This window comes from Xanthomonas sp. NCPPB 2586 (assembly GCF_041475775.2).
GTDB lineage: Bacteria > Pseudomonadota > Gammaproteobacteria > Xanthomonadales > Xanthomonadaceae > Xanthomonas > Xanthomonas campestris.
The window spans coordinates 4835632-4861385 of sequence record NZ_CM192981.1; the positions used below are offsets into that span (position 1 = coordinate 4835632).

Here is a 25754-nt window from a genome sequence, read left to right on the forward strand (position 1 = left end):
GCGTGCCTTACTGCTGGCTGTAAGCGTGGCGTTGGTCGCGCCGCTGGCGGCGTATGCGCAGCCAGCGGCGCCGAAGCAGGCCGTGGCGTTCGACTGGTTCGAGTACCGCGGCGATGACCCGGTGTTCGCAACGCCACTGCCCGCCGGGCATTATCGCAATCCGATCCTGGCCGGGTTCTATCCCGACCCCAGCATCACGCGCGTGGGCGAGCGCTATTACCTGGTCAATTCCACCTTTGCGTATTTCCCGGCGATTCCGGTGTTCGAGAGCACGGACCTGGTGCATTGGACGCAGGTCGGCAATGTGGTCGAGCGGCGTGAGCAGCTCGATTACGATGGCCTGGGCGTGTCGCGCGGCATGTTCGCCGCCAGCATCCGCCACCATGCCGGGCGGTTCTATGTGGTGGGCACCGCGGTGGACAGCGGCGGCAATTTCATTGCCAGCGCGACCAGTGCGGCCGGGCCGTGGTCCAGGCTCAGCTGGCTACCCGGCGTGGACGGTATCGACCCGTCGTTGTTCTTCGATACCGATGGCAGCGCGTACCTGCTCAACAACGGCCCGCCTGAAGGCACTTCGTTGTACGAAGGCCATCGCGCCATCTGGATGCAACGGTTTGATCTGGCCACCCACCAGCCGGTGGGCCTACGCAAGGTGCTGCTCAACGGCGGCGTGGACCTGGCCAGCAAGCCGATCTGGATCGAAGGCCCGCACCTCTACCAACGCGATGGCTGGTACTACCTGTCGTGCGCCGAAGGCGGCACCGGGCCGCAGCATTCACAAGTGGTGCTGCGTAGTCGCAACGTGTGGGGCCCGTACGCGCCCGCGCCGCACAACCCCATCCTCACCCAGCGCGACCTGCCTGCCGGGCGCGCGCAGCCGATCAGCAATGCCGGCCATGTCGACCTGGTGGACACGCCCGACGGACAGTGGTGGGCGGTGTTCCTGGCCAGCCGGCCCTACGCGCACGACCGCTACAACACCGGGCGCGAAACCTTCCTGCTGCCGGTGCAGTGGCGCGATGGCTGGCCGTCGATCCTGCCGCCGGGCGCACCGATTCCCTACGTGGCCAAGGCACCGCACGGCACGCCGGCGCGCATCGACCAAACGCCGCTGTCCGGCAACTTCACCTGGCGCGACGGGTTCGACGCCCCCACGCCGCAGCGCGAATGGCTGTCGTTGCGCGTGCCCAAGCGTGACTGGGCCGACCTGCGTGCACGCCCGGGCTGGCTCACCCTGCACGCCACACCGCAAGGACTGGCCAGCACCGGCAACCCGGCGTTTCTGGGGCGGCGCCAGCAGCACACGCACTTCACCGCCAGCACCGCGCTGGAGTTGCCAGCCCACGCGGGCATCAGCGCCGGCCTGGCCGCGGTGCAGAATTCCAACGCGTGGTACGCGCTGGGCGTACGCCGTGATGGCGATGGCGCGGAGGTCTTCGTGGACAAGCGCGACGGCACGCGCACCACCACCCTGGCACGTACGCGCATCCCGGTCACCACCGCCCCATTGCGGCTGCAGATCAGCGGCGATGGCGGGCGCTACAGCTTTGCCTTTGATGCAACCGGGCACGGCTGGCAATGGCTGCAGCGTCACGACGACGCCAGCATGCTGAGCACTGCACAGGCCGGCGGCTTTGTCGGCAGCACGATCGGACCCTTCGCCCAGCTGGACCCAGACCGCACCAAGGAGGATTGAGCATGCATTCCCATCCTGCCCCGCATGCCCGCGTGCCGCACCGTGCCCTGGCGCGGGGCCTGTTGCTGGCGCTCGGCGTGGCCGCCGGCAGCACGCACGCCGCAACGCCACCGCCGCCATATCTGGACCCCACGCAACCGCTGCAGGCGCGCGCCGCCGATCTGGTATCGCGCATGACGCTGGAGGAAAAGGCCGCGCAGATGCAGAACGCCGCGCCCGCCATCCCGCGCCTGCAGGTGCCCGAATACGATTGGTGGAACGAAGCCCTGCACGGCGTGGCCCGCGCCGGCGGTGCCACGGTGTTTCCGCAGGCGATCGGCCTGGCGGCCACGTTCGATACCCCGTTGATGGCCGAGGTGGCCACCGCCATCAGTGACGAAGCGCGCGCAAAGCACCATGCCTTCCTGGCGGGCGGCGAGCACAAGCGTTACCAGGGGCTCACGTTCTGGTCGCCCAACATCAACATCTTCCGTGACCCGCGCTGGGGCCGTGGCCAGGAAACCTATGGCGAGGATCCGTTCCTCACCGCGCGCATGGGCGTCACCTTCGTGCAGGGCCTGCAGGCGCAGCAGGGGCCGTATCGCAAGCTCGATGCCACCGCCAAGCATTACGCGGTGCACAGTGGCCCGGAGGCGGATCGTCATCATTTCGACGTGCATCCCAGCGAGCGCGATCTCTACGAGACCTATCTGCCCGCCTTTCAGGCGCTGGTGCAGGAAGGCCACGTCGCCGCGGTGATGGGTGCCTACAACCGCGTCAACGGCGAGTCCGCATCGGCCAGCACGCGGCTGGAAGGCATCCTGCGCCGTGATTGGGGTTTCGATGGCTACATCGTCAGCGACTGCGCGGCCATCCGCGACATCTGGCAGAACCACAAGATCGTGCCCACGCCCGAAGCCGCCGCCGCACTCGGCGTCAAGCATGGCACCGACCTGGATTGCGGCGACACCTATGCCGCGTTGCCTGCCGCCGTGCGTGCCGGCCTGATCGATGAAGCCACCATCGATCGGTCGCTGACACGGCTGATGGCCGCGCGCCTGCGGCTGGGCATGTTCGACCCGCCGGCCAAGGTGCCGTGGGCGCAGACCCCGGCATCGGCCAATCAATCGCCGCAGCACGATGCACTGGCCCGGCGCACCGCACGCGAATCGCTGGTACTGCTGAAAAACGACGGCCTGCTGCCGCTCAAGCCCACGCTCAAGCGCATTGCCGTGGTCGGCCCCACCGCCGATGACCCGATGTCGCTGCTGGGCAACTACTACGGCACACCGGCCGCGCCGGTCACCATCCTGCAAGGCATCCGCGACGCCGCCCCGCAGGCCGAGGTGGTGTATGCACGCGGCAGCGACCTGGTGGAAGGCCGCGAAGACCCCAACGCGGCCGCACCGATCGACGCGCGCTACCTGCGCCCGGCCGCCGGTGCCAGCCAGAACGGCCTTACCGGTGACTACTTCCGTGGCCGTGCACTGGCAGGCCAGCCGGTGCTCACCCGCATCGACCCGCGCATCGCCTTCCGTTGGGACCGCAATGCGCCCACCGACGATGCGGTCGGCCGCGGCGAACTGCAGCCCGGCCAGGCGCTCGGCAAGGACGACTTCAGCGTGCGCTGGCACGGCCAGTTGCTGCCGCCGGTGTCGGGAAACTACGAGCTGCAGATCGCCGCCGACGACGGCGTGCGCCTGTATCTGGATGGCAAGCCGCTCATCGACCAGTGGAGCGATGCGCCGCGCATGCGTGGCGGCACGGCCACCGTGGCGCTGCAAGCCGGCAAGGCCTACGACCTGCGCGTGGAGTATTACGAAGCCACCCGCGATGCCGGCGTACGCCTGGCGTGGCGCATGCCCGGCGCCAAACCGCCGTTGCAGGAAGCCGTGGATGCCGCGCGCAATGCCGATGTGGTGGTGTTTGTCGGCGGCCTCACCGGCGATGTCGAAGGCGAGGAAATGGACGTCAATTACCCCGGTTTTGCCGGCGGCGACCGCACCGACACGCGCCTGCCCAAACCCCAACGCGAGCTGTTGCAGGCACTGCAGGCCACCGGCACGCCAGTGGTCGCGGTGCTCACCACTGGCTCCGCATTGGCCATCGACTGGGCGCAGCAACACGTGCCCGCCATCCTGCTGGCCTGGTACCCCGGCCAACGTGGCGGCACCGCAGTGGGCGATGTGCTGTTCGGCCAAGCCAGCCCAGGCGGGCGCCTGCCGATCACCTTCTACAAGGAAGACGAACGCCTGCCGGCCTTCGACGATTACGCCATGCGCGGGCGCACCTACCGCTACTTCGACGGCAAGCCGCTGTACCCGTTCGGCCATGGCCTGGCCTACACGCAGTTTGCGTATTCGAACCTGCGGCTTGACCGCACCACCGTTGCCGCCGATGGCACGCTGCGCGCCACCGTGTCGGTGAAGAACACCGGCCAGCGTGCCGGCGATGAAGTGGTGCAGCTGTATCTGCACCCGCTCAACCCGCAGCGCGAACGCGCACGCAAGGAGTTGCGCGGCTTCCAGCGCATCACCCTGCAACCAGGCGAACACCGCGAGGTGAGCTTCACCATCACCCCGCGCGAGGCGCTGCGTATTTACGACGAGCAGCGCAAAGCGTACGCCGTGAACCCAGGCGCCTACGAGCTGCAGATCGGCGCCTCCAGCGCAGACATCCGCAGCAAACAACGCTTCACCGTCACCGCAAACTGATCCCACCGCACGCCGCGGAATCAACGCCCCTCTCCCGTCGGGAGAGGGGTTGGGGTGAGGGTACGGCCACCAAGCGAACTTGCATCACCCCACGATTTCAAACAAACACCCATGCCAATTCCAACGCTCTCCATCGCAACACTCGCCCACCTACCTGCCACCGTCCTCACTCCCACCTACACTCCCAAACACACCACCATCGGCATCGTCCACCTAGGCGCTGGCGCCTTCCATCGCGCGCACCAGGCCGTCTACATCGATGACCTGCTCGCCGACGACCCCGCCTGGGCCATCTGCGCGGTGTCGCTGCACAACCCGCAGGTGCGCGATGCGCTGCGCCCGCAGGACGGCCTGTACACGCTTGCACTGCTCGATGCACAGCCACAGCTGCGCGTGATCGGTGCCATCGCCGAAGTGCTCTGCGCCAGCGATGAGCAACCTGCCGTGCTCGCCCGCCTCGCCGATCCGGCAGTGCGCCTGGTCACTCTCACCGTCACCGAAAAAGGCTATTGCCTGGCAGGCGATGCGTTGGACCTCAGCCACCCCGATATCGTGCATGACCTTGCGCATCCGCAGACACCGCGCAGCGCGATCGGCTACCTGGTCGCCGGCCTGTATGCACGCAGGCAGCACGGCCGCGCACCGTTCACCGTGCTCAGCTGCGACAACCTGGCCGACAACGGCAGCCTGCTGCGCCGCGCCACCGTGCTGCTTGCGCAGCAACGCGATCCCGCGCTCGCCGCCTGGATCGAACAGCACGTCAGCTTTCCGCGCTCGATGGTGGACAGCATCACCCCTGCCACCGACGAGGCGCTACGCGCGCAAGTGCACGCACAGACCGGCCTGCACGACGCCTGGCCGATCCAGCGGGAGCGCTACACCCAGTGGGTGATCGAAGACCGGTTCTGCAACGGCCGCCCGGCGTTCGAACGCGCAGGCGTCACGCTCAGCGACGATATCGCCGGCTACGCGCGCGCCAAGCTGCGCCTGCTCAACGGCCCGCACTCGGCGCTCGCCTACCTCGGCAGCCTGCTGCAGCTGGAGACCGTGGCCGATGCCATGCAGCACACGCCGCTGGCCAGCTTCGTCGCAACGCTGATGCGCGAGGACATCGCTCCCAGCCTGGCGCCGATGCCCGGCTTCGACCCGCACCGCTACAGCGAGGCCATCCTGGCCCGCTTCCGCAACCCCGCCATCCGCCACCTGCTGGCCCAGATCGCCTGGGACGGCTCGCAGAAGATTCCGGTGCGCCTGCTCGGCACCATTGCCGACGCACTCACCGCCGGCCGCCGCATCGATCGCCTCTGCTTGCCGGTCGCAGCCTGGCTGCACTTTGTGCGCAGGCAAGCACACGCGGGTGTTGCGTTGGTTGATCCGCTGGGCGAACAGCTAAGTGCGATCGGCCGTATCGCAACCGGCGACGCACACCGGGATATCGCTGCATTTCTCACAGTTGACGCAGCGTTTGCGCCGCTGTCTGCTGACGAGCGTTTTGTAGAAGCGCTACAGCAGGCGTATGCCCTCTTCCAAACTGCGCGGCCGGCAGATGTACAACAGCTTCTGGCAACTGCATAGATCAAGCGCTTACCTCGGTCACACCCAAATGTATTGCAGGACAACGTTAGTCCTGACACATCCGGCCTCATGCAAACAATTCGCTCTCCCCCGACGAGTCCTAGCGAACTGATCCATGCGTCAACCACAAAACTTGTGCCTATTGCGTTCTCGTCGCTTTGCTGTGGTAAAAATTACACAACAGGGGAAGGGAGCGGGTTAGATGGATTTTATTGATCAGTTGCGTGTGCTTGCGACACGCATCAGTACGACACGCGCGTTAATTCAGACAGAAGAGGCCACCAAGAATGCAATGGTGATGCCCCTCATCCAAATTCTTGGATACAATGTTTTCGATCCACTCGAAGTCACGCCGGAAATCGTTGCCGATGTCGGCACGAAGAAAGGCGAGAAAGTCGACTATGCGATTCTTCGCGATGGCAAACCCATCATTCTTTTCGAGTGTAAGAAAGCGGGTGCCGAGCTAAGCATCAATCATGCAGGCCAGCTATTTCGCTACTTCCACGTCACTGCGGCACGCTTTGGTGTTTTGACGAACGGCTTGGTCTACAGGTTTTTCACTGACCTAGAACAGCCGAACAAGATGGATGAAAAGCCGTTCTTCGAATTCAACGTCCTTGATTTCAAAGAACGCGATGTCGAAGAACTCAAAAAGTTTGCCAAGTCGGCGTTTGACCTAGACACGATCCTGACGACCGCGAATGAATTGAAGTACACACGCGCTATCCAGACACGTCTGGCAGAATGGATGCATCAGCCTACCGAAGAATTCGTCAAGCTGGTCTCGGCTGATCTGGTCGGAACAAGACGCTTTACGCCGGCAATCCGCGATCAATTCACAGCGATCACGCGCCGCGCGTTCGATCAGCTGGTCAGTGAGCGAATCAATGAACGGCTTAAAGGTGCCATGGCACCTGAAACTGCCTTGATCGGTGATCACATCTCGCATGTCCCCGCAGATCAGCCTACGGCGGCAGCCTCACTTGCTCCTGATCCACTGATCGTCACAACGCCGGAAGAGGTCGAAGGCTTTCACGTTGTCAGAGCGATCGTACGCGAAGCCATTCCTGGAAGACGCGTCTTTATGAGGGATGCTCAAAGCTATTGCGCCATCCTCCTGGACGACAACAATCGGAAGCCGATCTGCAGACTTCGGTTCAACAACCCTCAAAAGCTCCGGCTTGGGCTTTTCAATGCAGCCAAGGAAGAGGAGCAGATCGATCTCGGTTCGATTGACGATATTTATAATTTCGCAGAAAAGATTCGCGCCACTGTCGCAGCGTATTTGCCACAGGAAGACTGTGCTTAGTCGGCCTCAGCACTCCATGCGCCGGGCGTTATAATCTCCCGGTGCGTCACGGCTCGAGCTGTTGACCGATCCGCAGCAAGTTGCCGCTCTCATCCACAATCGCAAATTCGCGCATGCGCCAAGGCTTGTCGCCGAGCGGATCGATCCGTGGGATGCCTCGTGCCGGAAGCGCTGCTGCCAGCATCGCGGCATAGACAGCGTCCACATCAGTCACGCGCAGATAGCAGCCCGCATAACAGGCCGCCGGGTCCAGATCCGGATGCGCAAAGAAGTGCAGTTCCACATCGCCGCGCTGCAGGATCGTGTAGCCCGCATCATGCGGGTGCGCATCGCCGGTGAAGCCAAGCGCGCGATAGAACGTCAGCGTCTGCGCGATCGAGCGGCTGGGGAGGATTGGGATGGTCTGGTCACCGACATTGGCGCTGGCATTCATTCTTGTCTCCTCTGTCCAAGGGATCAGTGCTGAACACATTACGGCGATCATTGGCAGCGTAATAGCCCAAGCGGTGTTCACGCCACCGCCCTGCGATTTACCTGATTCACCACCCAGCTCAGAACCTGCCAGCGGCCCAGGCTTCATCATCACATTGTCGCTTGCAGATAGTGCCGCCCGCTCCCTCAGACCGCCTGATCACTTCGCATGGCGGCGTTCTTCTTCAAAAGACGCATCAGCACCACTGCAAGCAGGATCAGAAAGCTCAACTCCCACATGTAGAACGCGGCGCCCACGTGATCGATCATGACCTGATGACCGGCCTCGTTCTTGTCGAACCTGGTTGCGCGAAAGGTATCCAGTCCGATCAGGCAGGCTGATACCAGCAAGGCCGCAGCCAACTTGTCCAGTTTGAGGAAGTAACAAAGCCACGCCAGGAAGAGCAGTGGGTTGCTTAACCAGGCGATACATTGGCCATCGACCAGCTGGATCCAGCCAAGCAGCAAAATGACGAAACCGCCAAGTTGATCGTTGCCTCCATGCAATGCGGGAAGACAGAGCGCAATGCCATAGAGCAGTGCAGATAACACGAGGAGAGATACTTTCACGACCGTCCTTGTCTGAGACGAAGCCTGCGCTTCATCGCGTGGGGTGGGTCCACAGAGCAGGCGCCTGCCAGCGGCCCCCCACTATAGACAATGGGCCCGAAGTTGTGGCCTGCCAGATGACTGGCCATGTCACCTCGTGAGCGATTCATTCCCGAGGCATGGTTACGGTACATGGCTATGACATGCTTGAGACCTCATCGCCATGCCTCTTGAGTCAGCACCCACATGGCAGCGCCCAAGAAACAACACTTGCCAGAGAAGGTTTGCGTTCACTGCGGACGACCGTTTCGTTGGCGCAAGAAGTGGGAGCGTGTCTGGGACGAGGTGAAGTACTGTTCCGATCGCTGCCGTCATGCGCGTAAGGCTCAGCCGGGCAGCTGAGGTCCGTTGAGTTTGCGCAGCGCCCCTTTCCAACGTACCGCGTTGTGGCGAGCGAGGGCACCGGCTTGCCAAGCCGCGCCGGTTAGCGCGGAGCATCCGCGCTGCCTGGTGGCCTGCTGCGGTGCAGACGTGCTGGATGGATGCTGCGTACTGGCGAGTTGGAGCAGCCATCAAAACGACGACGCAGCCGCCCGAGGCCGGTGCACGGAATCCTTATGCAGCGCCGTGCACTCCGCCTCCTCCGTGCCGTCCGCACCCACCCAACGCACACTATGTTGTGTTGGCGCTCCTACTCCGCGGCCTTCCTGGTTTTCGATTGCTTCGCAACCGCCATGTTGTCGACCAGGTTGGGGTAGGGGCGGCCTGCAGCCTTGGCGCGGGCCTTGGCTTGGGTTTTCTGCGCAGCCGACAGTGGCCTGGATGTCTTGGCCGGGTTGGGCTTTTTCCAGGGTGCAGTCCTCTTGCTGGCGGGTTTCTTGGCAGCCGTCTTGTTGCTTGTTGCTTTTTTGGCAGCCACCTTCTTGGTGGCGCCCTTCCGCACGCTGCTCTGCTGTGTCGCGCGTCTGCTAGTGGCTTTCTTTGCCGTGCCCTTGCGGGGTGTCGCGCGCTTCTTCGCGGCTGTACGTGCTCCGCTGTTCGACGTGGCGGCGCTCGCACCTGTTTTCGCCGCGCTTTTTTTGGCGGACGACTTCGTGCTGGCGGCTTTCTGGGTAGCCGCTCCGGCCTGCTTGTTGTCGCCCTCCTGCAGGCGGGCATGCAGTCGCTCGGCCCACCGCTGCCCGGCATCGCCGCCCCACAGCAGCCAGGCGATGTAGCCGGCGGATGGCTTGGTGCGATCCGCCCATCCCTTGCCGGTCTTGTCCACGCTGTGGCGAGCGAAGTACGCGTGCATCCGCCGAATGGTCTGGGCCGAGAGCTGCTTCTGGATGGAGAGGTCCCGTGCACGTGCCACACCAATCGCGGTGCCACCGCGCCCGTGTTGCTCACGCAAGCGCAATCCGCGGGCTGCTGCGTTGGCGACGGTCTTGGGTGGCGTGGTGTTGAGGATCTTTGTTGTCGAGGTGCGTGCCACGCAGCTCTCCTGTCAGTGCGTTGCCGTAGTGTTCGCATTGCGGGGTGCTGTTGGACGTGAAGAGCATGCGCCTGAGAGCACCCACCGCTGCCAGTGCATTGTGGGCGCAGGCATCTGTGCGATCCGCTCTCTGGCGTGCTGCATTGGGCACGCCGTGCAGCGGTTGATAGATGCGTCCACCGGGCTCCATCGACTTGATGCAAGCAGCGTAGCGTGACGTCGCAATAATTTTGCATGGCGTCGCTGCACCACGCGGATCAGCCTGCTTTTGCAGGGTCACGGCGCACGCGCGTGCCGATACACTGGCCAGTCATCGCAATCAGGCAGAGACGTCCATGAGCTCTTTGGCGACTTCGTTCCGCGCAGCCGTGTTCGCTGCCGGGGTCACATGTATTCCTGCGCACGTTGGCGCCACACCCGATGGCAACCGCACATCGGCTGAAGCCGCACAGGCGGTGCAGCCTGCGCAGTGGCGCACGGTGGCCACGCACAACACGCCGCACGCGCGCCATGAGAACAGCATGGTCGCCATCGATGATCGTCTGTACCTGCTGGGTGGGCGCGACGACCGGCCGCTGGAGATCTTCGATACCACCACGCAGCGGTGGTCGCAGGGCGCGACGCCGCCGCTGATGGTCAATCATGCCCAGGCCGTGGTGTCGTCCGGCAAGCTCTACGTGGTGGGTGGCTTTTCAGGCAACTATCCCGAAGAAGCCTCGCTCACCAACATGCTGATCTACGACCCGAAGACCGACCATTGGCAGGTCGGGCCGGAGATTCCCACGCAGCGCCGTCGCGGTGCCGCCGGCACGGTGGAGCATGCCGGTGTGTTGTATCTGGTCGGCGGCAATACGCGTGGCCACATGAGCGGCTACGTGCCCTGGCTGGATGCTTTCGACACCCGGACACAACAATGGACGCAGCTGCCCGACGCACCGCATGCGCGCGATCACTTCCATGCGGTGGTACTCGACGGCAAGCTGTATGCCGCCGGCGGGCGTCGTTCCGCGCATGAAAGCGGCAATACCCTGGCGCAGACAATCAGTGAGGTCGATGTGTATGACATTGCACAGCGCAGCTGGACAGTTGCACCCGCCATGCTGCCGACGCCACGTGCGGGCACCGCCGCGACCGCGCGCGATGGCCGGCTGCTCGTCATGGGCGGCGAGAGCACGCGTCAGGTGAAGGCGCACGAAGAGGTGGAGGCCTACGACCCGCGTACGGCGCGCTGGACGACACTGCCGACGTTGCCGCGGGGCCGCCACGGCACGCAGGCCGCCGCGGTGAAGGGCGATGTCTATCTCGCTGCGGGTAGCGCCAACCGGGGCGGTGGGCCGGAGCTGGAGGATGTGCTGGTGTTGGCGAAGGCGCAGGGGACGCAGTCACTGGACTAGCCAGTGCGCTGCGGGCGTGCCTGCATCAAGCGCCTGCGCATGCCGTACATCGGCGCTGCCCTGTCGCGGCCAAGGCCGCTCCTACGGTGGAGCGGCTATCGCGAGCCTTCGGTGCGTGGTGCGCTTGTCAGCGTGCAAACTCCAACCCAAGCGAGGTCACCTGCACCCGCGCCAGCAGTGCGTGCGAGGTCATGTACAGCGTGTGGCCGTCATTGCCGAACGCGCAGTTGGAAATGGCGGCACCGGTTTCGATGCGGCCGAGTCTGCGGCCATCCGGATCGAACACAATGACGCCGCCGGGGCCGGTGGCGAACAGGCGGCCCTCTGCCGACACCGCCATGCCATCAGGCAAGCCGGGCGTGTCTTTGTTGACCAGGTCGGTGGCATCGGCGAACACACGCTTGCCGGTCACCGCGCCCTGCGCATCCAGCGCATACGCCATCCAGATCGGGCGCGCCGGATCGGAGTTGGCCACGTAGAGCGTGCGCTGATCTGGTGACAGCGCGATGCCGTTGGGAAAACTCAGGCTGTCGTCGAGCAGGTGCACGCTGCCGTCAGTATTCAGGCGATACACGCCGTTGAAGCGCAGTTCCTTGACCGGCGAATCGTTCATGCCCTTCAAGCCATACGGCGGGTCGGTGAAGAACACCACGCCATCCTCGCGCCGCACCACATCGTTGGGGCTGTTGAAGCGCTTGCCGTCGAAACTGGTGGCCAGTGGAGTTTTCGTGCGCGTGGCAGGGTCCAGCCGCGCCACGATGCGGGTACCGGAATCGGCCAGCAACACGGTGCCGCCCGGTTCGGCAAACAGGCCATTGGCACCGGCTTCGCGCAGCGCGGCGACATCCGTGCCGGCGTAACCGGAAGGCGACAGGAACACCGATAACCCTGAGTCGTCGGACCAGCGATACAGCTTGTTTTCTGGCACATCGGTGAACAGCAGATAGCCGCCCTGCCGCACCCAGGTGGGGCCCTCGGACCAGGTGAAGCCTTCGGTGAGCTTTTCGATGCGTGCGTCGGTTGCAACCACATCGCTGAAGCTCGCATGGAAGCTTTCAAGATGGCCAATCGCCGGGTATCGCGATGGCGGTGCATTGCTCTTGGTACAGGCAGAAAGCAATGCGAGCAGCGGAATGACCAACAGCATCAAAAGTGACAGGCGCATCGTAAATCCCATTCGTCAGTGACACCCATCATGCCACCAAGCGGCCGAGCTCATTACGGTGTTCGCGGCATTAATGCAAACTAACCTTAACCTGTCATGCCGAAACGCAGGAACAGCAGTCAGGCGCTGCGCTTACTATCGAGCACTCATAGCACAGGCCAGAACTGCAAGACCTTTACAGAAACCATCCCGGGAGCTGCCAGCCACGGAGTCCCTGCCCACCTTACTTATATTGCCTATAAAATTTAAATCCATATTGGCAACTAGAGTGTGACCAAAAGCAATAATTCTATCTAAAATCAGTACTAGCTTATTCCCGAGCCAAGCCAATCAGGCACTACTCAAGACGAACCGAGGGGGAAGAATGAAAAACCGAATTGCTCTTTTCTTATCCGCGCTCGCGTTCATCACACCCCTGTGTGCAAGTGCAACCAAGCAGAGCACCCAGGTTGAAGCGAACAGTGCACACGCAGCATCCATTCAAAGCGAGACGCAAAAGATTCGTAGCCGCGACTTCGCATTGGCACCTTTGAAGAATAAGCAAGAGGTAAGGCGCTATCTGGCCAAGAGCCCATCGGATCCCCACTATCAGTGCTGAACCGGAATTCTGCTCAGCGTTTTACCGAAAGCATCGAGTTCAACGAGCGTGGGGTTACGACGTTTTCTTACAAGGAATTGAGCGGACTCAGCATTCGCCAAGCTTATGCAATATTGTCATTGCTTGGCATCCAGGATGCGACAGCTTCCGTTCCCGGACTGCGTGTTGAGAGTGAGGTTGATCGTGCAATCCTATCGGCAAGCTCCTCATTGATTCAGCCTGCTGCTTCAAAGGACCCCGAAGTAGATTACGGCGACTATCGCTGCGCGGGTCGCGGAACTTGCCAAAAGTCCATCGACTTTATATGCACTGGAAATTGCTGATCTACCTGACGGTGCTTTGCTCAACCCTGGTGCAACTTTACGCAGGGGACGCATGCGCAAGCGACGATTCTTCGTCTGGAGTCCTGAAGCTACGTGCCGATATAATCGCAGCTGCCGAGAATCCTGACCAGGCGTCAGAGAGTAAAAGACTGGCCCATGCCATGCAGACATATGCGTTGGCAGGCATCCGCTTGCGGCTCAAGCAAGATGCCCAGAAGCTCTCGCCAACCGACGCACGAGCCCTCTTTGAAGCGGCAAATGCCGCTTCGTTTTATACAGACGATGCAGGCATTGCCAACGACCAAGTAAAACTTTTGAAGGTACTTGAGGGCAAGAGACTGATGCAGCCAAGTGATATCGTCAACACCTATGGTGCATTGGTGGCAGCACGGGACTTCAATGCAGCTCAGGCGTTCTTTCATCATTATTCTTACGCACTACCACGCCGACCACCCAAATTAATTCCGCTCAAAGGTCGCGAAGCAGGAATGGCATCGGAGTTGGTCGTGAATACGGATGGGGCAGTACTGAAGGAGTCGATGGCACGACTTGAACCAACGACAATTCTCGTCGTAGGCGATCCTCTGTGTGCTTACACACAACAGGCCGCTGATGACATCTCCAGAAGCTCGCCACTCAGGGAACTCATGCGGGACTATTCCAGGTGGATAGCACCACCCAGCAGACAACCTGACTTTTCTGTCTACGCGCAATGGAACGCACATCATCCCGACGCACATTTCTCACTTGTTTATCGACGGTCTGATTGGAGGATGATCAACCATTGGGAGACCCCGGCATTCTATTTTTTCAAGAATGGGAGAGTAGTACGACAGGTGACGGGATGGCCACGCGGGGGGCGTCAACAAGAGCTGTTGTCTGCCGCAAAGGCCATCGGGCTGCCTACCGACTAGAAGAATGCTCCGTTACACAACCGGAGTGCGCGTCGTTAGAAGCGATGATCATCAGCCCTCCGCTTACTTTCCGCTAGCGCCTGCCGGCACCGCCAGCACCGCATCCAGGGCCGGCTTGGGCTGGTGGTTGCGGTCGAACAGCAACGGGTAATTGGTGCGGCCGGGCACGGGGTAGTCGTTCTTCCAGGACATGCCATCGCTGACGCCCCAGACGCTGACGCGCGCCAGCTTGTCGCGCTTGCGCCAGAACAGCGCGAACAGTTCCGCATAGCGGTCACGTAGCTGCGTCTGCACCTGTGGCGGCAGGCCATCCGGGTACGGGTCGAGGAAGTGCTTGAATTCGGGTAACTGGAACTGCTTGTGCGCAAAACCCGTGCCGATCACCTGGCCTTCCTTGGTGACCGGCAGCACGTCGATGTCCAGCTCGGTGATCATGACCTTGACCCCGAGCGCAGCGTAGGCGTCGATGGCGGCTTCGATGTCCTGCACGCTGGGGTAGTTCAGGCCCCAATGCCCTTGCATGCCCACGCCGTCGATGCGGATGCCGGCCTGCTGCAGCATCCTGACCATGCGCACGATGCCGTCGCGCTTGGCCGGCCGCCAGGCGTTGAAGTCGTTGTAGTAGAGCTGTGCGTCGGGCGCATAGCGCTGCGCGAAGGCGAACGCATTGCGCACCACGGTATCGCCATCGCCGACGCGCTGCACCCAGTTGGTGGAGCGGTAGCTGCCGTCCTCGTCGAGGATCTCGTTGACCACGTCCCAGGCCTGCACCTTGCCCACGTAGCGGCCGGCCACGCGCGCGATGTGCGCGCGCATGCGTTCCAGTTGGACTTGCGACGTATTCGGTTTGCCGTTTGCATCGACAAAGAACCACTCCGGCGTCTGGTTATGCCAGACCAGCGTGTGGCCAACGATGAACATGCCACGCCGCTGCCCGTCGGCGACAAAGGCATCGGCCGCGGTGAAATCGAACACGCCCGGCTGCGGCGCCACCACCTCGGCCTTCATCACGTTCTCGGCGGTCACCGCGTTGAAGTGGCAGCCAACCAGCGCTGCGGAGGCCGCATCCTTGCCGGAGACGATGTCCGCATTGACCGCAGTGCCGATCAAAAAGCCGCCTGCATACGCGTCCTTGAGCGCCGTGGTGCCCGGTGTGCAGGCCGCCGAGGCGATGGGCGAAGCGGCTGTGCCGAGCAAGCCCAGCACCATTGCACATCGAAAGAAGAGTGGGCGAAACAGGCGCATGCAGTGGTTCCTGGAAGTGCTGCTGTCACAGCGGGTGCAGTTGCGCGCGCGTTGGGCGATGGACGCCTCTGTCATTGAGCGGGCGACCAATGGCAACACCACGCTCATTCTGCCCGCACCTGCACGCTGGCGGATTGCAGCGTGTCGGATTGCACATGCACGGTGATCGGCCCCTGCGCGCCTGGCTTGGCGCGCACGATCGCCAGGCACAGACCGTTGAAGGCGTTGCGCTCGGGCAGGACGAAGGCCTCCAGGTTGGTCGGGTCACCGTTGTCGGTGGCGACCAGTTCGCCTGCGCCTTCCACGCGGAACCGCAGGCGGTCGCCTGCAGTCGGTGCAGGGCGCCCGTCGGCATCGAGCAGGCGCACGGTGATGAAACTCAGGTCCTTGCCATCGCCACGGATCCGGCTGCGGTCGGCGCTGAGCTGCATGCGCGTGGCGCGGCCGGCGGTCTGCACGCGGTCGCTGGCCCACGGCTTGCCATTTTTGTAAGCCTGCACGCGCAGCTCGCCTGGTTGGTACACCACCGCATCCCAGCGCAGCCGGTACTGCAACGGTGCCTTGCGCTTGCGGCCTTGCGAGACGCCGTTGACGAATAGCTCGGCCTCGTCGCCGGAGGTGAACACGTGCACCGGCGTCACCTGGCCCTCGCGCCCAGGCCAGCTCCAGTGCGGCAGCAGGTGCGCCATCGGCAGCTCCGGCCGCCAGCGCGCCTGGTACAGCCAGTAGCGGTCCTTGGAGAAGCCAGCCAGATCCAGAATGCCGGAATAGGAACTGCGTGAGCTGTAGTACGGCGTGGGCTCGCCGAGATAGTCGAAGCCGGTCCACACAAACTCGCCGGCCACGAACGGATGCCGATCCAACGCGGCAAAGACCTTGTCGGCACTGGAGCCGAAATCCACCGCGTGCAGTTCATACGCGCTGACCTGGTGGGCCACTGAATCGCCACCGCGGCCATCGCGCACCGGCGCGCTGCTCTGCGCACTCACCGGAAACAGGTACACGCCGCGGCTGCTCAGCGCCGAGGCCGTCTCACTGCTGAGGATGGCCTTGCGCGGGAATTTGGCATGGAAGGCCGGGTATTGCGGCAGCTTGCGGATGCGCTCGGTGCCTTCGAACTCGGGCGTATCGCGGATGCCTTCGCCCTGGTAGTTGAGGCTGATCACATCCAGCGCCGCCGGCAGCGGCATCTCGGGCGAGGCGTAGTTCATTGCCGCCGTCGCCGGGCGCGTGGGGTCTTCGGCGTGCACGATGGCGTGCAGCCTGCGCGCGATTGCGGCGCCCGCTTCGCCGGTGTATTGCTCGCCCACTTCGTTGCCCACGCTCCACAAAATGATGGAGGGATGGTTGCGGTCGCGGCGCAGCATGGCGCGCAGATCCGGCTCGTGCCACTGCGGAAAGATCAGGTGGAAATCCAGCGGGGTCTTTTTCATTTCCCAGCTGTCGAACACCTCGTCCACCACCAGCAGGCCCATGCGGTCGGTGAGCTCCAGCAATTCCGGCGCGGGCGGGTTGTGGCTCATGCGGATGGCATTGGCGCCCATCTGTTGCAGTAACTGCAGCTGTCGCGCGGCGGCGCGCACATTGAACACGGCCCCCAGCGCGCCCAGATCGTGATGGTTGTTGACCCCGCGGATGGGCACGTGTTCGCCGTTGATGACTAAGCCCTTGTCCGGGTCGAAGACCAAGCTGCGCACGCCGAACGGCGTTTCGACACGATCGACCACGCGGCCACCCTGGCTAACCTCGGTCACCGCGACATAGCGATGCGGTTGCTGTGTCGGTGGTGGGCCCCAACGCCGTGGCGCCTCGATCTGCGTACTGCCCTGCACGCGCGCACTGCCACCCGCCTCCACCTGTACCTGCACCGCGGCGATCTGCGCCACCGCCGGGCCACGGCGCAGGCCGCTGGCGTCATCCAGCGCGTACAGCGCGGTGCTCACCTGCGCCTGCACGGGGGCGGCACCGGCATTGTCCAGCTGCATCGCCAGCTGCACCTGCGCGCGCTCGGCCGACACCTGCGGCGTGCTCAGCTGCGTGCCCCACTGGGCAACGCGGAGCGGGCCGGTCTTGGTCAACCAGACATTGCGATACAGGCCACCGCCGGGATACCAACGCGCCGAATCAGGCGGGTTGTCCAGCCGGATCGCGAGCTGGTTGTGCCCGCCCGGCACCACATACGGCGTGAGATCCACGCGCCAGCTGGTGTAGCCGTACGGCCAGCCGCCCACCAGCTTGCCGTTGAGCCAGACGGTGGCGTAGGACATCGCGCCATCGAGATCGAGAAACAGCGAGCGGCCGCGGTCGCTGGCCGGAATCTGCAGCGCCTTGCGATACCAGCCAACGCCCCAGCTCGGCAATCGCCCCATGCCGCCATGCGGGCCATCGGCCAGGAACGGCCCTGCGATTGCCCAATCGTGTGGCAGGTCCACGCGCTGCCACGCGCTGTCATCGAACGTGGGCTGCACGTAGGCCACCGCACTGCCCGGGTGCCCGGGCGGGCGCACATGCCGCTGCGTGGGGTCGGCGATCAAGCTATTGGCAGTCGGCAGGATCCACGGTTTGAGCACGTCGCGCGCGTCGGCGTCGATGTGTTGCGCCTGCTCGGGCCGCGCATCGGCCACCTTGCCGTCTTCGCTGCGAACCACCTCCGGGCGTACGTCGTACTCCAGCCGCACGGTATTGCCAGGCGGGTCGCCACGCTGGAAGCGCCAGTCGGCGTTGAGCGAGATCCGTTCGCGCGGCGCGTTGGTTGGCTCCGCCGCTGTGACCACACCTGCGGTAGTGCAGAGGCAGATCAGCGCCATGCATCCAGCGCGCAGGCTGCGCTGCAGCGGCTGCTGCGTAGTGCCTGGGCGCCCATCGCGTGCACGCCTGCAGAGGCGATACAGCACAACGCGTAGGCGCATGGCACCGGTCATCGCCACACCTACGCCGCACTCGCTCACGCGCTGTGCGGCCGTGGTTGCCTGCTGCTGCATAACGGCTGGTGTCATCCTCTCACTCCCCTCAGGTGCAGGCCGCCTGCAGTGCGCCAGTCCTCGCAGGGCGCACGCAGTGCGGTTGCCCGCTCTCACAATTTATAGGCCTGCTTGGGCAGGCGGTTCGCCAGATCGCTCGCGACCTCCATGGCCTCGTCTTCGTCCAGCCGATGCTCGGCCACCAGCTTCGCAAGGAATGCACTGTCCACGCGCCGCGCCACATCGTGGCGTGCGGGAATGGACAGAAATGCGCGGGTGTCGTCGTTGAAGCCCACCGTGTTGTAGAAGCCGGCACTGGCCAGCGTCTGCTCGCGAAACCGCCACATGCCTTCGGGCGCATCGTGGAACCACCACGCCGGGCCCAGCAGCAGCGCCGGGTAATGCCCGGCCAGCGGCGCCAGTTCGCGGCTGTAGCTGGTTTCGTCCAGCGTGAACACGATCAGGCGAAAGCGCGGGTCGTTGCCGAACCGGTCCAGCAGCGGCTTGAGCGCATGCACGTAGTCGGTGCGCATCGGGATGTCGGCGCCCTTGTCGCGCCCGTACCGCTCAAACAACTGCCGATTGTGATTGCGGAAACAGCCCGGATGCAGCTGCATCACCAGACCGTCGTCTACGCTCATCGCCGCCATTTCGGTAAGCACCTGCGCGCGGAACAACTCTGCCTGCGCCGGCGTGGCCTGACCACGCACCACCGTGTCGAACAGGCGCTGTGCCTCGGCGGGCGAAAGGTCTGCGGTGGCCGCACTGGGATGGCCGTGATCGGTGGAGGTGGCACCGGCCGCAGCGAAGAACGCGCGGCGCTGCCGATGCGCACGCAGATAGCCGGGCCACTGCAGGACATCCTCGCCGGTCAGCGCGCCAAACTGCTGCAGCGCGCTGGCGAATTGCTCATGCTCTGGGTCCACCACCGCATCCGGGCGGTAGGCGGTGAGCACGCGCCCGCCCCAGCCGCTGTCGCGAATGGTGGCGTGGTGCTCCAGTGTGTCCAGCGGCGACTCGGTGGTGGCGATCACCTCGATGTTGAAGCGCTCGAACAGCGCGCGCGGCCGGAACGCCGGCGTCTGCAGCGCGGCGGTGATGTGGTCGTAGTAGTGGTCGGCGCTGCGGGCATCCAGGCGGATGCGCAGATCGAACACCTGATGGAAGACGTGGTTGAGCCACAACGCCGAGGGCGTGCCACGCAACAGCGCGAACTGGCTGGCGAACACGCGCCAGGCCTCACGCGGGTCCACCGGCGCACGCGATCCATCGGCATGCGGAATGCCGAGTTGATCCAGGTCGATGCCCTGGCTGTACAGCATGCGAAACACGTAGTGATCGGGCACCAGCAGCAGCTCGGTCGCGTTGGCGAACGGGGCATCTGTGGCAAACCAGGCCGGGTCGGTATGGCCGTGCGGGCTGATGATCGGCAACGCCGCGGTCTGCGTATACAGGCGGCGCGCGATGGCACGCGTGGCGGGGTCTGCCGGCAGCAGTCGGTCGTCGTGCAGGATCAAGGGTGTGGGCATGGACTCAGGTCACCGGACAACAGGGGAAAACGGTACAGCCACGGCAGCGCATCACGGTGCGCGCACGCCAGGATGCTGGGCCACGTAGTCGCGCAACCAGGCCAGCGCCGGCCGCTCGCTGCCATCGGCGCGGATGAGATAAGCCGCTTCCTTGTCGCGCCACAAGCCGGGGCGATAGCCCCACAGCGTGATGCCGGCCACCGCCGGGTGCTCCCAGAACACCGGAAACACACGCTGGTAGCTGGCCACCTGCTGCGCATCGCTTGGGCCATCCAGATCGAATTCGGTGATGTAGATCGGCAGGCCGGTGCTGGCCAGCGTGTCGAGATTGGCGCGGTGCACCGACATCGCCACGTTCGGTGTGGTTTCGAACGCGTGCTCCTGCACGCCAATCGCATCCACCAGCTGCTCGCGCTGCAACAGCTGCACGATCTGCAGGTAACGCTGCGTGGCCTGCGGGCTATTGGTGATGCTGTAGTCGTTGATCATCAACCGTGCGCGTGGAAACTGCTGGCGCGCCAGCCGGAACGATTGCAGCACCCACTCCCAGCCGCTGGCACCGTCGCCGCCGAGCGCCTGCAGATAATTGCCGCCACCGTTATCGTCCTTGCTGGGCGGGTCGTTCAGCGGCTCGTTGACCACTTCCAGCAGGTCGATATCCGGGTAGCGCTGCGCCACCGCGGCAAACCATTGCTCGATCTCGCGGCGCTGCTCGGCCGGCGGCAGGTGCTTGATCCATTCCGGCTGCTGGTTGCCCCACACCAGCACATGCATCTGGAACGGCATGCCGTTGGCCTTGGCGAAGTTGTAGGCGGTATCCAGGCCGCTCCAGTCCATCTGGTCGCGCACCGCCTCCACACTGCCCCACTTGCCGGCATTTTCCGGCGTGAGCTTGTTCCAGTACTGGGTAAACCCCGGCGCCTGCTGCGGGCCATAGGCACTGCCCAGGAACTTGGACGCACCCGCCGCCAGCGGCGCGGCCTGCGCGGCTGGCGCCAGGCCAGCGGTGAGCATCAACAACAGTGCGCATGCATGCGTGGACATGGTCGGCCCTCAGGGGTGCGTGGCGGGAGGTGCGGGTGCATCGGCGGGCAGCTGCGCCGGCTCCAGCCGCGGCACCAGATGGTGCACGATGGCCAGCGCCAGCAGGTAGGCCGAGCCCGCCATCAGGAACACCGGCACGTAGCTGCCGGTGGCTTGCAGCAAGAACCCGATGAAGGTGGCGATCAACATGCCGCCCACCGCGCCGGCAAAGCCGCCGATGCCCACCACCGTGGCCACCGCATGGCGCGGAAACATGTCAGAGGGCAGCGTGAACAGGTTCGCCGACCAACCCTGATGCGCGGCCGTCGCCAGCCCGATCAAACCGACTGCCACCCAGAGATTGTCGGCACGCGCGGCAAACACGATGGGCACCACCGACAACGCGCAGATCAGCATCGCGGTCTTGCGCGCGCGGTTGACGCTCCAGCCGCGCGCAATGAAGCGCCCGGCCACCCAGCCGCCGGCGATGCTGCCGATATCGGCCAGCACGAAGATCACAATCAACGGCGCGCCCAGTTGCAGCAGGCTCAGGCCGTATTCGGCGTGCAGGAATTTCGGCAGCCAGAACAAAAAGAACCACCAGATCGGGTCGGTGATGAACTTGCCCAGCACAAATGCCCAGGCCTGCCGGTGCCGCATCACCTGCAGCCACGACAACCGGCGCCGCACCGGCTCGTGCGCATCGCTGCGGATATGCGCAAGCTCGGCCGCCGTCAGCCCCGGCTGCTGCTCGGGTGGGTGGTAGCTGCACCACCACACCACCAGCCAGGTGGCACTGAGCACACCGGTGAACAAGAACGCGGCCTGCCAGCCCCAGGCGGTGGCGATCACCGGCACCAGCAAGGGCGCGACAATGGCGCCGATGTTGGAGCCGGAATTGAAGATGCCGGTGGCCAGCGCGCGCTCGCGGCGCGGGAACCATTCGGCCACGGTCTTGATCGCCGCCGGGAAATTGCCCGATTCGCCCAGCCCCAGGAAAAACCGCGCAATCGCAAAGCCCACCACGGTGGTGGCCAGCGCATGCCCCATCGCGGCCAGGCTCCAGATGCCGATGGCCAAGGCATAGCCTGCGCGCGTGCCGAAGCGGTCGATCACCGCGCCGCTGCATAGCAAGCCGAGGGCATACGCGGCCTGGAAGGCGGTGACGATGTAGCCGTACTGGATTTCGTTCCAGCCAATCTGCGTCTGCAAAAACGGCGCCAGCACGCCCAGCACCTGGCGGTCGACATAATTGATGGTGGTGGCCGCCAGCAACAGCGCGCATACACGCCAGCGCATCCGGCCCAGCCGCGCCAGCGGCCCGGTCGCTGCAGCGTTCACCGGCAACTCGCTCACAACGTGCACCGCGGCGGCAGCGCGCAACGGCAATCCGCCAATGCCCTGTACGCGTTGCCCCTGTGCGCAACGCGGCAACGCGGTGAACGTGGCGCGGTGGCCGTGTGTTCTTCGGTTCGATTCATCGACCACTGCACCTGCACGAGGGTGGCATTGCGCCACGGGTGATAGCGCTACCATTACCATGCGCATCGGCAGAATCCATTACGCAGTGCAGCACGCCAATGCGCACTGCGGTGATGCGACACCACGCACCTGCCTGCCATACAGCCGCCTCCGCTATGCCTGCCAATCTATGCTGCCCTGCAGCGTGATGTCTGCGATTTGGTAGCGCTAACATCCGGCGCCACCAGTCGCCTGTTGCTCCGCCGCTTCATCGCCGCCCCGCATCCGCCGGTGCCGGCACTCCCTGCGCAGGGGCGATGCGTGGGACATCTGCTCACCTGATAGGGAAGGGATTACGGTGAAGAACAGTTATGCACGTACCACGTTGTCCTGCGCATTGAGTACCGCCTTGCTGGGCATGGCCAGCACCTGCGCCTTTGCGCAATCCACCGATGCAGGCGCTGCGGCCACGACCGCACAGACGCCGCCCACCACCGCCGGTAGCGGCGATGCCGTCACCCAGCTCGATACCGTCACCGTCTCCGGGTACCGGCGCAGCATCCAGTTTTCCACCGATGCCAAGCGCGATTCGGTCGGCTTTGCCGACACCGTGTTTGCCGAAGACATCGGCAAGTTCCCGGACATGAATATCGCCGAGTCGCTCAACCGCATCCCCGGCGTACAGCTCTCGCGCGACGTCAATGGCGAAGGCCTCAACATCGCCATCCGCGGCCTGGGCACCAGCTTCACCAAGACCACGCTCAACGGCGCCAGCATCGCCACTGCCTCGATCGGCCTGAACGCGCAGAACCAGAACCGCGAGGTCGACCTCAACCTGTTCCCCACCGAGTTTTTCACCCAGCTCACCGTGAGCAAGACGCCCACCGCCAGCATGCTCGAGGGCGGCGTCTCCGGTGTGGTGGACATGCGCAGCGCGCGCCCGTTCGATCGCCCGGGCGTGCATTTCACCTACCAGGCGCAGGCAGACTGGAACAGCACCAGCGAAAAGACCACCCCGCGCGGCGCGGTGATGGGCAGCTGGACCAACGAGCAAGGCACCTTCGGCGCGCTGTTCGGCGTGGCCTCGGTGCGCAGCAAACTGGGCGTGGAGGGCTTTGAGAGCGTGGGCTGGACCAATCCCGGCCTCACCTACACCCAGTGCGGGCTCACCCCGCCCGCCGGCACGCCGGCAACCAACCAACCCACCGCCTGCAACGTCAACGGCGGCGGCAACTGGCGCATTCCCGACCGCGTGCCGGCCACCGCCGGCAGCGGTCTCACCACGGGCGAAACCATCGATGCGGCCTGGCTGCTGGCGCGCAACCCGGGCCTGAGCATCGACCAGATCAGCGATGCATTGATTCCGCGCCTGGGCCGCAGCGTCTACATGACGGGCGATCGCGACCGCGATGCCTCGGTGATGTCGCTGGAATGGCGCCCGTCCGACAGCATGCATTTCTACCTGGACACGCTGTATTCGGAAGCCAAGCGCACCACCGAGCGGATCAGCATGAATTTGATCGGCCGCAACGGCAACATGATCCCGCTCGGCATGCAGCTGGATCAGAACAATGTGGTCACCAGCGCCACCTTTGCCAACGCGCAGTACTTCCTGGAAGCGCGCCCATACCGCGAAGAGGTCGAATTCTGGAGCGTCAATCCGGGCGCAGAGTTGCTGTTCGGCGAGAACCAGGACATCAAGCTCAACGTGCAGGCCAATGCCACGCGCAGCTGGCTGGAGCGCGAGTCGCCCAGCATCCTGGTCACCTCGCCGTTCACCACCGTGGACTACCGCAACGAGGGCGGCGACCGCCCGTCGATCAGCAGCCCGCTGGACCTCAACGACCCCAACCTGGGTTGGGGTTGGGCCGGTGGCCGCGTCAACATCCAAAACGAAAAGCGCGTCACCCAGACACGCGGCGCACGTGCCGACCTGCAGTTTGGCGAAGACAAGCGCAACATCAAGATCGGCACCTCCTACGACCAGGCCGAGCGCACCATCCGCGGCTTCGACAACAGCACCGCGTGGGAACAGGTGATCTGCCGTGGCGGCGGCGGCAACGTGTGCAATGGCGGGCCGGGTTCGGCGATCCCCAACGCGGCCCTGTCCAGCTATTTGCGGCCCGGCCCGGGCGGGTTCATCACCGCCGACTTTAATCGCTTCCTGGGCGATACCAACTACTACGCGTTGCGCGATTCCGCACCGGAAACCAACTCCGCCAACACCGGCGCCTCGGCCGGCGGCATCCGCGAAAAGAACCTGGGTTTCTACATCGAAACCAACGCCGAAACCGAAGTGTGGAACCGCACGCTGCGCCTGAATGCCGGCGTGCGCTACGTGACCACCGACCAGACCATCACCGGCCCGGTCACCATCAACGGCATCCGCCAGGTGCAGGTGCTGGATTCGGACTACAAGGAAACCCTGCCTTCGTTCAACGTCGCCTGGGATGTGGCCGACAACGTGGTCATGCGCCTGTCCAGCTCGCGCACGCTCACCCGTCCCGACCCCAGCGCGATGTTGCCCAACACCAACTTCAGCGACCCCTCCGCGCAGACCGCGACGCAAGGCAATCCCAACCTGGCACCGTACCTGTCCACCAACGTCGACTTCGGCGGCGAGTGGTACACCGGCGGCGAAGGCTATGTGGGCCTGACCCTGTTCAACAAGCGCATCAGCGGCTTCACCGTCAACGGCGTGCGGCGCATCCCGTTCAATGATCTGGGCGTGCCGTACGAGAGCCTGCTGCCGATCCAGCAAGCCGGCCTGGACCAGCGCGGCGGCCCGAATGCGGCCACCGTGGACGTGCAGACCCAGGTCAACGCCGATGGCGTGCTCAACATCCGCGGCACCGAAGCGATCTGGGTGCAGCCGCTGGACAAGCTGGTCGACGGCCTGGGCTTCAGCGTGAACTACACCCACGTCACCCAGTCCTCCGAAGGCGAAGGCGTGCCCGCCGTGGCAGTGGGAGTGGCGCCCAACCTGTGGAACGGCACCGTGTACTGGGAAAAGAACGCCGCCTCGGTGCGCCTGTCTTACACCTGGAACGACGACATGGTGATCTCCGGCGCCAACCAGAACGGCATCCCGTATGCACGCCTCAACGCCGACGCACGCGGCCAGCTGGATCTGTCGGCGAGCTACGCACTGGATTGGCTGCCCTCCAAGCCGCAGATCACGCTCAACGTGACCAACCTCACCGACGAACCGCTGCGCACCACCTACGCCTGGCCCAACGCCACCTATGACCTGTACCAGCCGGGGCGCACGGTGATGCTCGGCATCCGCGGTACCTTCTGAGTGTTGCCGTCACCGGTCGCGGGTCCTCCCAACCGCGACCGGTGGCGCACTGCGCGCCGCGGCGTTTCCGCAGC

The 25754-nt window shown here is 64.3% G+C and carries 17 protein-coding genes and 1 other RNA gene; 9 read left to right on the forward strand and 9 right to left on the reverse strand.

Annotated features, from left to right (window positions below; all coding sequences use genetic code 11):
• The first annotated feature begins 13 nt into the window (after positions 1-13).
• From ACCQ09_RS21245 to ACCQ09_RS21260, 4 genes are all read left to right on the forward strand, one after another.
• On the forward strand, positions 14-1696 hold the full coding sequence (locus ACCQ09_RS21245) for a glycoside hydrolase family 43 protein (protein WP_228428102.1): 1683 nt from the start codon (positions 14-16) through the stop codon (positions 1694-1696).
• Positions 1697-1698: 2 nt separating this feature from the next.
• Positions 1699-4389 carry a glycoside hydrolase family 3 protein gene (locus ACCQ09_RS21250; RefSeq protein ID WP_228422517.1) on the forward strand — a complete coding sequence of 897 codons (2691 nt, stop codon included), beginning with the start codon at positions 1699-1701 and terminating at the stop codon, positions 4387-4389.
• Positions 4390-4500: 111 nt separating this feature from the next.
• Positions 4501-5964: a mannitol dehydrogenase family protein gene (locus ACCQ09_RS21255; protein ID WP_228428082.1), complete on the forward strand. Its 1464-nt coding sequence runs from the start codon at positions 4501-4503 to the stop codon at positions 5962-5964.
• Positions 5965-6166: 202 nt separating this feature from the next.
• On the forward strand, positions 6167-7273 hold the full coding sequence (locus ACCQ09_RS21260; protein WP_040942099.1) for a type I restriction endonuclease: 1107 nt from the start codon (positions 6167-6169) through the stop codon (positions 7271-7273).
• Between the two features lie 46 nt (positions 7274-7319).
• On the opposite strand, the gene ACCQ09_RS21265 is transcribed toward ACCQ09_RS21260, so the two are convergent.
• Positions 7320-7706 (reverse strand): bleomycin resistance protein, encoded by a 387-nt coding sequence (locus ACCQ09_RS21265; RefSeq protein ID WP_228428084.1) that lies wholly within the window; start codon positions 7704-7706, stop codon positions 7320-7322.
• A gap of 185 nt (positions 7707-7891) precedes the next feature.
• The gene (locus ACCQ09_RS21270; RefSeq protein ID WP_040942101.1) at positions 7892-8314 is read right to left on the reverse strand and encodes a hypothetical protein; all 423 of its coding nucleotides are present in this window, start codon (positions 8312-8314) and stop codon (positions 7892-7894) included.
• A gap of 225 nt (positions 8315-8539) precedes the next feature.
• On the opposite strand from ACCQ09_RS21270, the gene ACCQ09_RS21275 reads away from it, so the two are divergent.
• Both ACCQ09_RS21275 and ACCQ09_RS21280 read left to right on the forward strand, forming a co-directional pair.
• Positions 8540-8695, forward strand: coding sequence for a DUF2256 domain-containing protein (locus ACCQ09_RS21275; RefSeq protein WP_040942102.1), 156 nt, complete (start codon positions 8540-8542; stop codon positions 8693-8695).
• 215 nt (positions 8696-8910) lie between these two features.
• A non-coding RNA gene (locus tag ACCQ09_RS21280) (sX9 sRNA) lies at positions 8911-8981 on the forward strand.
• A gap of 3 nt (positions 8982-8984) precedes the next feature.
• On the opposite strand, the gene ACCQ09_RS21285 is transcribed toward ACCQ09_RS21280, so the two are convergent.
• Positions 8985-9767 (reverse strand): hypothetical protein, encoded by a 783-nt coding sequence (locus ACCQ09_RS21285; protein WP_040942103.1) that lies wholly within the window; start codon positions 9765-9767, stop codon positions 8985-8987.
• Positions 9768-10102: 335 nt separating this feature from the next.
• On the opposite strand from ACCQ09_RS21285, the gene ACCQ09_RS21290 reads away from it, so the two are divergent.
• Entirely contained in the window at positions 10103-11161 is a 1059-nt protein-coding gene (locus tag ACCQ09_RS21290) for a Kelch repeat-containing protein (protein WP_040942104.1), read from the forward strand.
• A gap of 127 nt (positions 11162-11288) precedes the next feature.
• Here the strand turns inward: ACCQ09_RS21290 and ACCQ09_RS21295 are convergent, their stop codons facing one another.
• A complete protein-coding gene (locus tag ACCQ09_RS21295; RefSeq protein ID WP_040942105.1) occupies positions 11289-12326 on the reverse strand; it encodes an SMP-30/gluconolactonase/LRE family protein in 1038 nt (345 codons plus the stop codon).
• 902 nt (positions 12327-13228) lie between these two features.
• On the opposite strand from ACCQ09_RS21295, the gene ACCQ09_RS21300 reads away from it, so the two are divergent.
• The gene (locus tag ACCQ09_RS21300; protein WP_228428086.1) at positions 13229-14161 is read left to right on the forward strand and encodes a hypothetical protein; all 933 of its coding nucleotides are present in this window, start codon (positions 13229-13231) and stop codon (positions 14159-14161) included.
• A gap of 63 nt (positions 14162-14224) precedes the next feature.
• Here ACCQ09_RS21300 and ACCQ09_RS21305 read toward each other — a convergent pair whose 3' ends face one another.
• The 5 genes from ACCQ09_RS21305 to ACCQ09_RS21325 form a co-directional block, all read right to left on the reverse strand.
• Entirely contained in the window at positions 14225-15406 is a 1182-nt protein-coding gene (locus ACCQ09_RS21305; RefSeq protein WP_040942107.1) for an endo-1,4-beta-xylanase, read from the reverse strand.
• Positions 15407-15510: 104 nt separating this feature from the next.
• Positions 15511-18402, reverse strand: a complete 2892-nt coding sequence (gene galB, locus ACCQ09_RS21310; protein ID WP_323370238.1) for a beta-galactosidase GalB — start codon at positions 18400-18402, stop codon at positions 15511-15513.
• A gap of 77 nt (positions 18403-18479) precedes the next feature.
• Entirely contained in the window at positions 18480-19895 is a 1416-nt protein-coding gene (gene uxaC, locus ACCQ09_RS21315; RefSeq protein WP_040942108.1) for a glucuronate isomerase, read from the reverse strand.
• A gap of 51 nt (positions 19896-19946) precedes the next feature.
• Entirely contained in the window at positions 19947-20939 is a 993-nt protein-coding gene (locus ACCQ09_RS21320; protein WP_372386265.1) for an endo-1,4-beta-xylanase, read from the reverse strand.
• Between the two features lie 9 nt (positions 20940-20948).
• Complete coding sequence (locus ACCQ09_RS21325) at positions 20949-22454, reverse strand: MFS transporter (RefSeq protein WP_080640189.1); 1506 nt, start codon at positions 22452-22454, stop codon at positions 20949-20951.
• Between the two features lie 283 nt (positions 22455-22737).
• Between ACCQ09_RS21325 and ACCQ09_RS21330 the strand changes: the two genes are divergently transcribed.
• Complete coding sequence (locus tag ACCQ09_RS21330) at positions 22738-25680, forward strand: TonB-dependent receptor (protein WP_181921790.1); 2943 nt, start codon at positions 22738-22740, stop codon at positions 25678-25680.
• Positions 25681-25754 lie beyond the last annotated feature (74 nt).